Annotated in this window: 16 protein-coding genes; 3 read left to right on the top strand and 13 right to left on the bottom strand. The window is 63.2% G+C overall.

Features of this window, described 5'->3' with window-relative positions; genetic code table 11:
* Window positions 1-15: 15 nt before the first annotated feature.
* Genes ROSMUCSMR3_RS06490 through phnG form a run of 3 tightly spaced genes read right to left on the bottom strand, consistent with a single transcriptional unit; the run spans window position 16 to window position 2,120 of the window.
* Window positions 16-1,104: a carbon-phosphorus lyase complex subunit PhnI gene (locus ROSMUCSMR3_RS06490; RefSeq protein WP_081506808.1), complete on the bottom strand. Its 1,089-nt coding sequence runs from the start codon at window positions 1,102-1,104 to the stop codon at window positions 16-18.
* Window positions 1,105-1,677: a phosphonate C-P lyase system protein PhnH gene (phnH, locus tag ROSMUCSMR3_RS06485; RefSeq protein ID WP_081506807.1), complete on the bottom strand. Its 573-nt coding sequence runs from the start codon at window positions 1,675-1,677 to the stop codon at window positions 1,105-1,107.
* Window positions 1,677-2,120, bottom strand: a complete 444-nt coding sequence (gene phnG, locus ROSMUCSMR3_RS06480) for a phosphonate C-P lyase system protein PhnG (RefSeq protein ID WP_081506806.1) — start codon at window positions 2,118-2,120, stop codon at window positions 1,677-1,679. Before phnG ends, phnH begins: the two co-directional genes overlap by 1 nt.
* Before the next feature lie 102 nt (window positions 2,121-2,222).
* Between phnG and phnF the strand changes: the two genes are divergently transcribed.
* Window positions 2,223-2,942, top strand: coding sequence for a phosphonate metabolism transcriptional regulator PhnF (gene phnF, locus ROSMUCSMR3_RS06475; RefSeq protein WP_008279061.1), 720 nt, complete (start codon window positions 2,223-2,225; stop codon window positions 2,940-2,942).
* A 127-nt stretch (window positions 2,943-3,069) separates the two neighbouring features.
* Here the strand turns inward: phnF and ROSMUCSMR3_RS06470 are convergent, their stop codons facing one another.
* From ROSMUCSMR3_RS06470 to phnC, 5 genes are all read right to left on the bottom strand, one after another.
* Window positions 3,070-3,687 carry a chloramphenicol acetyltransferase gene (locus ROSMUCSMR3_RS06470; protein ID WP_232279144.1) on the bottom strand — a complete coding sequence of 206 codons (618 nt, stop codon included), beginning with the start codon at window positions 3,685-3,687 and terminating at the stop codon, window positions 3,070-3,072.
* Window positions 3,688-3,789: 102 nt separating this feature from the next.
* Window positions 3,790-5,136, bottom strand: a complete 1,347-nt coding sequence (gene phnE / locus ROSMUCSMR3_RS06465; RefSeq protein ID WP_081506805.1) for a phosphonate ABC transporter, permease protein PhnE — start codon at window positions 5,134-5,136, stop codon at window positions 3,790-3,792.
* A 4-nt stretch (window positions 5,137-5,140) separates the two neighbouring features.
* On the bottom strand, window positions 5,141-6,022 hold the full coding sequence (gene phnE / locus ROSMUCSMR3_RS06460; protein ID WP_081506804.1) for a phosphonate ABC transporter, permease protein PhnE: 882 nt from the start codon (window positions 6,020-6,022) through the stop codon (window positions 5,141-5,143).
* 69 nt (window positions 6,023-6,091) lie between these two features.
* Entirely contained in the window at window positions 6,092-6,994 is a 903-nt protein-coding gene (phnD, locus tag ROSMUCSMR3_RS06455; protein WP_081506803.1) for a phosphonate ABC transporter substrate-binding protein, read from the bottom strand.
* Between the two features lie 64 nt (window positions 6,995-7,058).
* Entirely contained in the window at window positions 7,059-7,883 is an 825-nt protein-coding gene (gene phnC / locus ROSMUCSMR3_RS06450; protein ID WP_081506802.1) for a phosphonate ABC transporter ATP-binding protein, read from the bottom strand.
* 162 nt (window positions 7,884-8,045) lie between these two features.
* On the opposite strand from phnC, the gene ROSMUCSMR3_RS06445 reads away from it, so the two are divergent.
* Entirely contained in the window at window positions 8,046-8,603 is a 558-nt protein-coding gene (locus ROSMUCSMR3_RS06445) for a TetR/AcrR family transcriptional regulator (RefSeq protein WP_237183543.1), read from the top strand.
* A gap of 5 nt (window positions 8,604-8,608) precedes the next feature.
* The gene (locus ROSMUCSMR3_RS06440) at window positions 8,609-8,998 is read left to right on the top strand and encodes an META domain-containing protein (protein ID WP_081506800.1); all 390 of its coding nucleotides are present in this window, start codon (window positions 8,609-8,611) and stop codon (window positions 8,996-8,998) included.
* A gap of 28 nt (window positions 8,999-9,026) precedes the next feature.
* On the opposite strand, the gene ROSMUCSMR3_RS06435 is transcribed toward ROSMUCSMR3_RS06440, so the two are convergent.
* The 5 genes from ROSMUCSMR3_RS06435 to fliQ form a co-directional block, all read right to left on the bottom strand.
* Window positions 9,027-9,635, bottom strand: a complete 609-nt coding sequence (locus tag ROSMUCSMR3_RS06435) for a response regulator (RefSeq protein ID WP_008279053.1) — start codon at window positions 9,633-9,635, stop codon at window positions 9,027-9,029.
* Window positions 9,636-9,834: 199 nt separating this feature from the next.
* The gene (locus ROSMUCSMR3_RS06430) at window positions 9,835-10,023 is read right to left on the bottom strand and encodes a hypothetical protein (protein ID WP_008279052.1); all 189 of its coding nucleotides are present in this window, start codon (window positions 10,021-10,023) and stop codon (window positions 9,835-9,837) included.
* Window positions 10,020-11,174: an EscU/YscU/HrcU family type III secretion system export apparatus switch protein gene (locus ROSMUCSMR3_RS06425; protein WP_008279051.1), complete on the bottom strand. Its 1,155-nt coding sequence runs from the start codon at window positions 11,172-11,174 to the stop codon at window positions 10,020-10,022. Before ROSMUCSMR3_RS06425 ends, ROSMUCSMR3_RS06430 begins: the two co-directional genes overlap by 4 nt.
* Complete coding sequence (gene fliR, locus ROSMUCSMR3_RS06420; RefSeq protein ID WP_081506799.1) at window positions 11,167-11,988, bottom strand: flagellar biosynthetic protein FliR; 822 nt, start codon at window positions 11,986-11,988, stop codon at window positions 11,167-11,169. Before fliR ends, ROSMUCSMR3_RS06425 begins: the two co-directional genes overlap by 8 nt.
* A gap of 1 nt (window position 11,989) precedes the next feature.
* Entirely contained in the window at window positions 11,990-12,256 is a 267-nt protein-coding gene (fliQ, locus tag ROSMUCSMR3_RS06415) for a flagellar biosynthesis protein FliQ (protein WP_008279049.1), read from the bottom strand.
* Window positions 12,257-12,259: the final 3 nt, after the last annotated feature.

Genomic DNA, 12,259 nt, shown 5'->3' with positions numbered 1-12,259 from the left:
TTATGGCAAAAATACTCATTCCGCCGCCTCCCGATGCGCCGCGCCCTCGGCCTCGCGGCGGAGTTTGCGCACCAGTTCCAGTTCGGACTGGAAATCGACGTAATGCGGCAGCTTGATATGCTCGAGAAAGCCGGTGGCCTGAATGTTGTCGGCATGCATGAGGACGAATTCCTCGTCCTGCGCGGGTGCGCCTTGATCCTCTTCGCCCAATTCTTTCCAGCGCAGCGCGCGGTCCACCAGTGCCATGGCGATGGCCTTGCGCTCGGTCTGGCCAAAGACCAGCCCATAGCCGCGCGTGAATTGCGGCGGTTCGGTTTTCGAGCCTTTGAACTGGTTGACGGTTTCGCATTCGGTGAGGGTGATCTCGCCCAGCTCAATCGCAAAGCCCAGTTCGGGGATATCCATTTCCACGGCAACAGCGCCGATGCGCAACTCGCCCACAAAGGCGTGGTTGCGGGCATAGCCGCGCTGGGTGGAATAGGCGAGCGAGAGGATAAACCCCTCATCGCCGCGCGTCAGCGCCTGAAGCCGCAGCGCGCGGTCTGCGGGCAGTTGCATCGGTTCGCGGGTGAGGTCGGGGGGCGTGCTGTCGCTCGGGTTTTCCTGCTGGATCAGCCCCTCGCGGTCGAGATAGCCCATGATATGCGGCGTGGGGCCGGGGGTGGGCGTGGCTGTGGGCGCTTGCGGCGTCTCGCCCTCTGCCGCGAGTTTGAAATCCAAGAGGCGGTGGGTGTAGTCAAACGTCGGCCCCAGCACCTGCCCGCCCGGCGCGTCCTTGAACGTGGCCGAGATGCGCCGATCACAGCGCATGGCGGCGGTATTCACTGGATGAGACGCGCCAAAGCGGGGCAGGGTGGTGCGATAGGCGCGGATGAGAAAGATCGCCTCGATCAGATCGCCGCGCGCCTGTTTGATGGCGAGCGCGGCAAGGTCGGGATCATAGAGCGAGCCCTCGGCCATGACGCGGTTGACGGCAAGGCTGAGCTGTTCGCGGATCTGCGCCACGCTGAGCTCGGCCACGGATGTATCGCCGCGCCGTTCCTCGGCCAGCCAAGCATGGGCGTTGTCGATGGCGCGTTCGCCGCCTTTGACTGCGACATACATCTATTGGCCCTCCACACGGGTTGAGCGCGGCAGCGCCGCGAGGTCATGACCAGAGGTAAAGAGAAAATCGAGCCCCAGCGGAAACTGTGCGGCGTTGCGCTGAAATGCGGCCATGTCGGGCGGCAGCGAGAGCGCGGCGGTGGTTGCAATCCCCGGTCCGGTCAGGCGTGCGCCGGTGTGCGTGAGCTGCGCCATCTCGACGATCAGGGTGGTTGCGCGGTCGGGGTATTCGGCCGTGCCGATGGGATAATCGGCCAGCGGTAGAAGGGCAGACCAAGGCCCGAGCGCGAACATGGCGCGGGGGCGGTCCACCAGCGATGCGCCGGTGTGAAAGGTGATCCAGTCGCGCACCATTGGGGTATCAACCGCCCCCGCCAGATAGAGTGGCGTTTCAGGATCACAGAGCGTCAAGAGCACCGCGCCTGCCGCGGGCGATAGGGGCGGTGGCGGCTCTGCGCCCATGATCTGCTCAATGGTGCCGGGACGGGCCATGGCGCGCATCACCGCGCGAAAGGCCAGGGCGGCCTCGGTGGGGGCTGCGGCAAAGCCGCCGGTCAGGGCTTCGGTCTGCATCAATCCTCTCCGCGCACAAGGGTGAAGAAATCGACCTTGGTCGCTGCGGCGCGGGCGGCGCGGGCGCTGCGGCGGGTGGTCTCGGCCTCGGCCAAAGGGGCCAGAACGCGGTCGCGGATCAGCGCGGCCTCGGCCCCCTGCATCAGCGCGTCAATCAGCGCGGCCTGCGTGGCGTGGCGCTTGTCGCGGCCCTGCACATAGCCGTGGCCAACGCGGCCATCGCCCAGTTGCAAGGCGCAGCGGGTGACGGTCATTTCACCAAGGTTGAAGGCGCCCCCCGTGGCCCCGGCGCGGCCCCGCACCATGACGCCGCCCACCTCGGGCGCACGCAGATAGGCGTAATCAGGGGATAGCCCCGTGTCAGACAAGAGCGTTTGCACATCCTCGGCGGGGGTGCGCGCCAAAAGACCCATCCAGCCCTTGCGCTCGGTTTCTTTGCTCATGTGGACACCTTGTGAAGTTGTCGGTATTACTATACAACTAGACAAATCTATACGCCAAACCCGCCTCCCTAGCAAGCCAGTCCACAATGAAACTTATGTGACATGCCCCGAGAAAAACCCGATGCCCTCTGGCGGGCGATCCACGACAGTCTGAGCCGTGACATCGCGGCAGGGCGCTATGGCCCCGGTGACAAGCTGCCGACCGAGGCGGTTCTGGCCACGCGGTTCGGCGTCAATCGCCATACGGTGCGGCGGGCGCTCGCGGTTTTGGCCGAGGCGGGGGTGATCTTTGCCCGGCGCGGGGCCGGGGCGTTCGTGGCGCATCGCCCGACCGAGTATCCGATTGGTCGGCGGGTGCGGTTTCACCAGAATTTGCAAGCGGCCGGGCGGTTGCCAACCAAAGAGATCTTGGCGCTTGAGACCCGCAGCGCCGATGCCGCTGAGGCCGAGGCGCTCAGGCTTGCGCCCGGGGCCATGGTGCATGTCTGTGACGGGCTGTCGCTGGCCGATGGCGTGCCGGTGGCGGTGTTTCGCAGCAGCTTTCCGGCGGCGCGGTTTCCCGGCCTGCCCGAGGCGCTGCGGCGGCTCAGATCGGTGACGGCGGCGCTGGCAGAGCAAGGGGTTGCGGATTTCACCCGCGCCTCGACGCGGCTCACTGCGAAACTGGCCAGCCCGATGCAGGCGGTGCATCTGCATCTCAGCCCGGGTGCGCCGATCCTGCGCACGATTGCGGTCAATGTCGATCCCGAGGGGCAGCCTATCGAATATGGCCGCACATGGTTTGCCGGGGACCGGATCACGCTGACCCTGGCGGATGCTTGAACACTTGCCCCGATGTCACGGCGCTGTCACATCGCGGGCCTATCAGCGATGTATAGATCAGCTGCCTTTTTCATCCATGATTTCAGCATCTCAAGGGCGGCCCGTTGTGGCCGCCTTTTTCTTGCGGTCAGCCGCCGTGCTTTTCAAGAAAGGCCTCGGCGCTCAGGCTGCGAAAATCATCTAGGTTCTCCCGCAGGCGGGCGTGATCCCACTCCCACCACGCCAGTGCCATCATGCGGTCGGCCAGAGCGGGGGCAAGGCGCGGGCGCAGCGGCTGGGCGGGCACGCCTGCGACGATCATATAGGGGGCTACGTCATGCGTTACCACAGCCCCGGCGGCGATAACCGCCCCGTGGCCCACGGTGATCTCGGGCTTGACCTGCGCATTGTGGCCGATCCAGGTGTCATGGCCAATGCGCGCCAGCCGCGCGCGGCGTTTGTCGAACCAAAGCGCATCGTCGGGCGCATCCTCCCAATAGCTGGCAGAGCGATAGAGAAAGTGGTGCAGGCTGGCGCGGTCGAGCGGATGATCCGTGGCCCCCACGCGCACAAAGCTGGCGATATTGGCGAATTTGCCGATCTCTGTATTGGCGAGATCGCAGGATCGGTCGCAATAGGAGTAATCCCCCATCGCCACATGCGCGAGGCGGCTGCCGCGCCCGACCTCGGTATAGATGCCGAATTCGCAATCGGTGATGTCGCAGTCCGGGTGGATCAGGGCCTTGTCGGCCTGCAATCGGGGCATCGCGCGCTCCATAAGGGTTTCGGGCCTCCGGCGGGAGTATTTTAGCCAAAAAGAAGAGCGAGGGCTGTTTCTTTATGGTTCAAATACTCACAGTCCGCCCTCTCAGTGCCCAGCGTCGTCCGAGGTGATAAGTTTGCGGCGCAACCAGCCTGAGAGAGTGTCCATCAGCATCACCATGATCAGAATGAGAATGATGTAATAGCTGACCTCTTCCCAGTCCTTTTGCGTGATCATGGCCTGTGTGAGTAAGAGGCCGATCCCACCGCCGGTGATGGCCCCGATGATGGTGGCGCTGCGGGTGTTGGATTCGAGGTAATAGAGCAGTTGGCTGAGCAGGACGGGTGTGATCTGGGGGATCACGCCAAAGCGATAGCGTTGCAGCGGTTTGGCCCCTGTGGATTGGACGCCTTCGATTTGGTTCTTGTCGACGTTTTCCAGCGCCTCGGAAAAGAGTTTGCCAAAGGTGCCGGTATCCGTGAGCAGAATGGCCAGCGCGCCGGTCATCGGGCCCGGGCCAAAGGCGCGGGCGAGCACCAGCGTCCAGATCAGCGCATCGACCCCGCGCAAGAGATCAAAGACGCGCCGCACCGCCGCACGCACCGCGAGATAGGGCGAGAAGTTGCGCGCCGCCGCAAAGGCCAGCGGCAGCGCCACGAGGCCCGCCCCCATGGTGCCGAGAAAGGCCATGAGGATGGTTTCGAAAATGGCCCAGAGCACATCCTTGTGCTGCCACATGCGGTTGTTCCAGACGTCGGATACCATCGCCGCAAGGTTGCTTTTGTCCGCGACCACCCGTTCGCCCGAGACGGCAAGGCGAGCCAATTCACCAAAGCTTTTGCCATAGAACGGGCTGTCGAGGGTGAACCAGAAGAGTTCCCAGCCGAAGTGATAGCGCATGACCTCGGTGCGCGCCCGTGTCAGGGTCACGCGACCGGCCTCGGTGGTGATGTCCACCCGTGCGTCGCTGGCGCTGATCCAGTCGGGGATGGTGTCTGTGGGCAGGGTGAGTTTGACACCCTCGCGGCGCGTGACCTCGGCTGTGATCAGCCCATAGCCCGGCACATCATAGCGCAGCGTGTTGCCGTCAATCAGCACCTCTTGACCATGTTTCAGGGATACCAGCGTGCGTTCCGGGCTTTGGATATCGACCCAATCGGGGCTGCGCCCCTCGGGCCATGTGCCCTTGTTCTCGCCCTCGACTGCGATGCTGAGTGCGCCCGACCGGTTGTCGCGGGTGACATGGGTTTTGTAGCTATAGCTGTCGGCGACAAGGATGCGGGCATTGTCGAGCCGCGCACGGTCGGCCAGCCCCATGATGTTGAACGCAAAGAAGATATAGGTGAAATAGGCAAGGATCACCGCCGGGACGGCAAAGGCCAACCGCCGTTTGCGGCGAAAGAGGGTGGCGGCGTCAAAGTGGGGCGGGGTGATGTCGGTCATCATGCTCATGGTCTTAGCCCTCGCCGATCAGCTTGTTGCGGTAATGGCTGGAGAGTTGGTCAAAAAGCACGATTGTGCCGAACAAAAGCAGAAAGATCGCGGCCACCTCATCGTAACGCCCTTGGCCCCAGCTAAAGGCGTTTTTCAGGTCGTATCCGATGCCGCCAGAGCCAACAAAGCCCAAGATGGCGGAGGCGCGGATGTTGATTTCGAAGCGCAGGAGCGCGTAGCTGAGGTAATTGGGGGCCACCTGCGGGATCACGCCCAGCCACATCCGTTGACCCCATGTCGCCCCCACCGATTGCAGCCCCTCGACGGGTTTGAGGCTGGCGTTTTCATTGACCTCGGAAAAGAGCTTGCCGAGCGCGCCCATGGTGTGAATGGCGATGGCGATCATCGCAGGCACCGGGCCGCCGCCGAGGATGAAAATCAGCACGAGGGCGATGACAATCTCGGGCACAGCGCGCAGGATATCCATGATCCGGCGAAAGAGACCGATGAGGCGGGGCCATTTTGCCAGCCCGCGCGTCGCCAACAGCGAGATCATCACCGCCCCAAGCGCGCCCAGAAGCGTAGAGGCTGCGGCGATGTTGACGGTCTCCAGCAGCGAGGGCAGGAATTTGGCCATCAGCCCCGGCAGGTTGGCGATTTTCTGGCCCGCCTCGGACAGAACTTCGCCGGGAAACTGAAAGATATTGCCGATCCCGTCCCAAAAGCCGCCCGCGTTGCGCGCATCCGCCACGCGAAAGCCCGAGACCATGAGGGCGATGAAGACGACCAGCATCACCATGCCGTAGAGGCGTTTGCGGCGGGTCATATCCATATAGGCGTCTTGCACGGATTTCACCCGTGCGGCGCCCGGTTCTGTGGCTTGGCCTGCTGTCAGATCGGTCATGTTTATCCCCCGTCATGCGAAACCGGGCCTGCGGCGATGCAGGCCCGGTTCTGTGTCAGCGCTTGGGCCTTAGTTCGAGGCCTTGCGCGCCTCGATGATCGAGAGATAGGCGTCGTGGTTGATCGGCTGGAAGCCGAGCGCCTCGCCGGCCATGAAGTTATAGGCACAATCGGCGTCCATATAGGGGAGCGAGGCGGTCAGGGTGGTGATGTCCAGCTTGACGCGCTCGGGCAGGGATTTGCGAAGCACGATGGGGCCTTCGGGGATGGGCTTGGATTTCCAGATTTCGACGATCTGGTTCATGTCGACAAGGCCCGCATCCGCCGCCTTGCGCAGCGCGCCGGAATTATAGCCGTCTTCCCATGCGCCCATGCCATCGGCCCAGGTGACGCCCGCGTCGACATCGCCATTGGCGACGGCAACGATGGTCTGCTCGTGGCCGCCCACGAACTTGACCTCACCAAAGTAGTCGCCCGAGTCCATGCTGGCCCCGATTTCGACGGGGATCTCGATCGAGGGGATCAGGTAGCCGCTGGTCGAGTTGGGATCACCAAAGGCAAAGACTTTGCCCTTCATGTCGTCGAGCGAGGCGATGTTGCGGTCTTTGCGCGCAAAGCCGATGGCATAATAGCCATAGGATTTGTCGAGGTTGGTCTTGACCATGACCGGCTCGACCGCCTCTGGGTCGGTCAGATAGGCCTTGGCATAGGCGGAGGCCCCAAGCCATGCCATGTCGAGCGTGCCGCCAAGCAGGCCCTGAATCACACCGTCATAATCGGCGGGGGTAAAGAGCTTGACCGGCACGCCGAGCAGGTCTTCGGCCTTGGCGCGGTAGCATTCGTTCGAGGTCATGCGGTCTTGGGCGTTTTCACCGCCCAGAATGCCGATGCGGAATTCGGTGATCTGGTCTTGGGCCAGCGCGGGGCTGACCAGAGCGGTGGTGGCGACGATGGCAGCAAAGAGGTTCTTCATGGGTTTTTCTCCGGTTGGATTGCGGCCCGCCACCCCCGGCGGGCCTTGGGTGGTTCGCGGGTCGTCAGACCGCCGCCTCGGCTGCGCGCAGGGCGCGGGCGGTGCTGCGGTCGAGCGTTTCAATCGAGGTCGATGTGCTGGCTTCGGAAAACGAGGCATCGGCACCGTAGATGTCGCGCGCGACGCCGGTGGTCAGTTGTTCGGGCGTGCCGTCGAACACGACGCGGCCATGCAGCATGCCGATCACGCGGTCGCAGTAGCGCCGCGCGGTATCGAGCGTGTGCAGGTTGGCGATGACCGTGCGCCCGTCCTCTTCGTGAATGCGGCGCAGGTCGTCCATCACGAGCTGCGCGTTCATCGGATCAAGGCTGGCGATGGGTTCATCCGCGAGCACGATCTTAGGGTCCTGCATCAGCGCGCGGGCAATCGCCACGCGCTGCTGTTGCCCGCCCGAGAGCGCCTCGGCGCGTTTGGGGGCATGGTCGGCGATGCCAAGCCGGTCAAGGATTTCGATGGCGCGGTGAATATCGGCATCGGGGTAGAGGTTGAACATGGTGGCCAGCGTCGAGCGGCGGTTGAGCGTGCCATGCAGCACGTTCGAGACTACATCCATACGCGGCACAAGGTTGAACTGTTGAAAGATCATGGCGCAGTCCGAATGCCACGCGCGTTTGTCGGCACCTTTGAGGGCTGTCACGTCGCGGCCCTCGAACAGGATTTGCCCCGATGTGGCATCGGTAAGCCGGTTGATCATGCGCAGCAGCGTGGATTTGCCAGCACCCGAGCGACCGATGATGCCGATCATCGCCGGTTTGTCGACGGTGAAGGACACCCTGTCCACGGCGGTGTTCTGGCCAAAAGTTCTGGTCAGGTTCTCGATGCTGAGCACGGTCGATGCCTCCTTGGGTTGGGCCACCACGTAACGGCGGTTCTCAAAGAGTTTGCGACAGACGCGTAAAACTTTTGCGACAGGGGGCTGACAGGGCCAATGCTGCGCCCCGCGACAGCGCCGCCTCTTGCAGCGCAAGGGCGGGCTGCGTATGGCAGGGGCATGACTGCGTTGCGCCGCCCCCGACTGACCCGCGATTACTGGCTTTTGGCCGGGTTCGAGGCGCTGTGCGAAGTGGGTCCGGCGGCGCTGGGCGCAGAGCCTTTGGCGCGGCGGCTGGGGGCAACGAAAGGGTCGTTTTACTGGCATTTTGCGGATGTTCCGGCCTATTCTGCTGCGCTTTTGGCGCTGTGGGAAGAGGACGCCGCACAGGGGCTTGAGGTAGCATCGCAGGCCGCCACCGAGGCGGCGCGCTTGCGCGGGTGTGCGCAGGCCATGGCTGCCACGGCTGAGGCCGATAGCCTGACACGGCGCGCCGAATCAGCGATCCGGGCCTGGGCCGGGACCGATCCTATCGCCGCAGAGGCGGTGGCGCGGGTGGATACGGCACGGCTGGCGCGGTTGCATCGGCTGCTTTCGGCCTGTGACATCGGCAATCTGGAAATGGCACGCATCGTTTATGCGGCGGCGATCGGGATGCAGGCGATGCGTGATCCGGCGCGGGATCAGGCGGCCCCGGCGATTGGCTCGCTGGTCGATCTCATTCTTGCGCTGAGGTAGGGCCGATGCGGCTGGCTGTGGCGGTTATGGCGCTGTCGGCGTTGGGCGCTTGCAAGGATGAGACGGTGACCGGCTATGGCGGGGCCGATCAGATCTGGCATCTTGAAAGCATTGACGGCGCGGCGTTTGGCGCGCGCGCAACGCTGGAGTTTCCGGCAAAGGGGGCATTGGCGGGCGCGGGGCCGTGCAACACCTATTCCGGCAGGCAGACCGTGCCCTATCCGTGGTTTTCCGCCGAAAGCGTTGTGACAACCAAGCGCGCCTGTCCGGAGTTGGCAGCAGAGGCGCTCTATCTGGCGGCGCTGCGCGAGATGAGTTTGGTCGAGGTACTGGGCCCTGTTTTAATTCTGTCCAATGACGCGGGCCGCGAGATGGTGTTTCGCGCGGGGGAGTAGGGACACGCGGCGGCGCTCCGCGCCGCGCTCAGATCAGCGCGCGTTCGCGGCTGATCATGGCGGCATGGGCGCGGTTGCGGGCGTTCAGCTTTTTGCAGATCGAGCGCATGTGCATCTTGATCGTGACCTCATTGGTGCCCATGTCGCGCGCGATTTCCTTGTTGGTCAGGCCATCGGCGGCAAGGCGCAGCACGAAAAGTTCCTTTTCCGTCAGGTCATGTTCTGGCCCGGCCTTGTCGAGGCCCGGCGTGCCGGCATCCATCGGCACAAAGACCTGCCCCGAATTAATCAGTTGCAGCACGCTGTTGAGCGATTGCAGCGGCATCGTTTTAGGGATCAGCCCCTTGCAGCCCAATTCCAGCGCGCTGTGCAGGAAATGCCGATCCACCATGCCGGTAAAAAGCACGACCTTGGCGGGGGCGGATTTCTCGATCACGCTTTTGACGCTGGCAAGCCCGACCATACCCGGCATCTTGAGGTCGAGCAGGACGATATCGACATCTGTATGCTCGGACAGCAGGCTGAGGATGCCATCATAGGAATCGGTGGTGATCGCCACATTGCCGGGCTGCGCGTTGAGCATGTTGCCCACGGCTTCGGCGAGAAGGTTGTGATCGTCTGCAAGTAAAATTTTCATAGACATTGCCTGGGTTGTCCTGCGCTGTAATTTAATCGCGGCGTGGCGACGCGAGCCCAGCTCTGTGCATCGTGAACTATCCCCATCTGTTAGACATTCCGGGGCGAAGTTCAATAGTTTCGGTGCAGGTTGGGGAAATCTGTCGTCAAGTGTTGCGATTTGTCTTGGGAAGGGGGCGAAATCCTGTGGTGACTGCCCTCTATCGGCGGTCAAGCCGTCGGGCGATGGGATGGCGTGCTGCGCCTAAAAAGCAGGCGGCGGCACAAAGCAGCAGCAGCGCGGCCTTGGGCTGAGGGGCCTCTAGGGCGGTGCCCAGAGACCAGAGACCCACGCCAATGAAGCAAAGGGTCGAGATCATTTCTCCGGTGGAGCGGGGGCGCTCGGTCATTGATTTCTCCATCTGAGGGGGCGGCCAAATTCGTCAAGTGTCAGGTCGGGGGGCAGGTCGACATCGGGCATGGGGGCGGGCTGCCCCTGTTCCAGACGCCACACATGCGCAAGGATCACAGCCACGGCGGCAAAGAGCACATCGGGAATTTCCCGGCCAATGGCCCCTGTAAAGTAAAGGGCGCGCGCCAGTGGCGGCACTTGCAATGTAGTGACACCCGCGCGGCGGCCCCGGCGGATCACAGCCTGCGCCATTGGTCCCTTGCCCATGGCAAGGATGCGCGGTGCGGTATCGGTGCCCGGCTCGTAACGCAGGGCGATGGCGAAATGGGTGGGGTTGGTGATGATGGCGGTGGCCATCGGTACATCGGCCAATGCCTTGCGCTCTGACGCGCGGCGCGAGGCCTGCATCTGGCGGCGGCGCATCGCACCTTTTTGCTCGGGCGAGCCTTCGGATTCCTTGGATTCGTCCTTGATGTCCTGCCGCGACATGCGCATGGATTTTGTGTTGGAGTGGATTTGCCAGCCAAGATCAAGTGCTGCGATCACCACAAGGCCAAGCAGCAGCCCGCCCAGCACCCGCAGCATCGCCGTGCCAAAGAGCACCATCGCATCGCCGGGCGCCAGCGCCGAAGAGCTGCCAAGCGCAGGCAAAAGCGGGTAGAGCATCAGCACACCCGCCGCAAGCAAGAGCGTGACCTTGAGCACCGCCTTGAGCAGATCGACCAGTGCCTTCATCGACACCATCCGCCCCAGCCCGGTCATGGGGTTCATTTTCTCGGGTTTGAAGCCCAACGCCTTGGGCGCAAAGTTCAGCCCCCCCATGGCCGATTGCGCCATGAGCACAGCCGCCAGCAGCGGCAGGCCCAGTCCGGGCCCAGCGGCCAGCATCCAGAGCATCATATCGCGCGTGTGCCCAATCATCATCGCGTCGAGCGATTGCGCCCCGTCGATCACCAGCCCTGTTGCCCAAAGCCCGGCCAGCCCCGGCAGCGCCCATTGTCCGGCGCTGAGGATAAGCGCGCCCATGCCCAGCGTGACCAGCACGAAGACCTCGGTAGAAGTTGTGATCCGCCCTTCTTCGCGCGCCTCTTGGCGGCGTTTCTGGGTTGGCTCTTCGGTTTTTTCCTGTCCGTCGTCTGCGTCAGCCATTGGGTAATCCGTTCAACATCTCCATCAGATGCTGCAAGGCCTGTGCCACCCGTTCCGACAGGGCGGGGCCAAGGCTGGTGACGGTGAGAAAAAGCAAGACCAGCGTGGCGGTCATCGTCAGCGGAAAGCCAAAGGCAAAAAGATTGAGCGAGGGGGCCGAGCGGGTGATCACCCCGATCACGAGGTTCAGCAGCAATAGCACCGAGACGACGGGCATCATCAACTGGGCCGCGTTGCGAAACATCGCTGTGGTCGCCTCCATGCTTGCGTCGATCAGCACCGTGCCCGCGATGGGCGTGCCGATGGGAATAAGGCGATAGCTGTCGAGCATCAGGCGGATGGCGGCAAGATGGCCGTCCTCGGTCACGAAAATGGCCAAGAGGAACAGCATGAAAAACTGGCCAATGACCGGCGATTGCGAGCCGCTGGTGGGATCGACCTGCGCCGCAAGGCCCAGGCCGGCGGTATTAGCGATGCGGTCGCCCGCCATGACGGCAGCGGCAAAGAGGATTTGCAGCACCATCCCCGCCGACAGCCCGATCGCCAGTTCACGCAGGGCGATAACCACGCTGGAGAGGCTGGAGAGCGCTTCGGGTTCGGGGATCGGCACCTGACCCATCAGTGGCACCGTCAGGCAGACCGAAATGATGATCCGCACCGGCAACGAGATGAACCGCGCCGCAAAGAGCGGGGCCGAAAGGACAAAGGCACCGATGCGCAGCATGGCGAACAGAAATTGCAGCGCGAGCCCCGTCAACTGCGTGAGTTCCAGACCCGGCAAACCGGTGGCAGAGGGGGCGAATTCGGGCAGCATCCTAGTGCATCGTCGCGATGGCGTCGAAGACATGGGTGAAATAATCGGTCATCGTGCTGAGCATGAAGCCCGACATGAGCGCCATGGTCACGATCACGATGGCCATTTTCGGCACAAAGCTAAGTGTTGCCTCGTTGATCGAGGTGGCCGCCTGAAGGATGCCGATCACAAGGCCCACGGCGAGCGCCACCAGCAGGACCGGGCCTGCTGTCAGCAGGATATTCCAGTAGGCCATGCGCAAATGTTCGATATTGGCGTCGAAATCCATGGC

Source organism: Roseovarius mucosus (assembly GCF_002080415.1).
GTDB lineage: Bacteria > Pseudomonadota > Alphaproteobacteria > Rhodobacterales > Rhodobacteraceae > Roseovarius > Roseovarius mucosus_A.
Note: the sequence above shows the minus strand (reverse complement) of the source record. Positions and strands in the feature narration are given on the sequence as shown.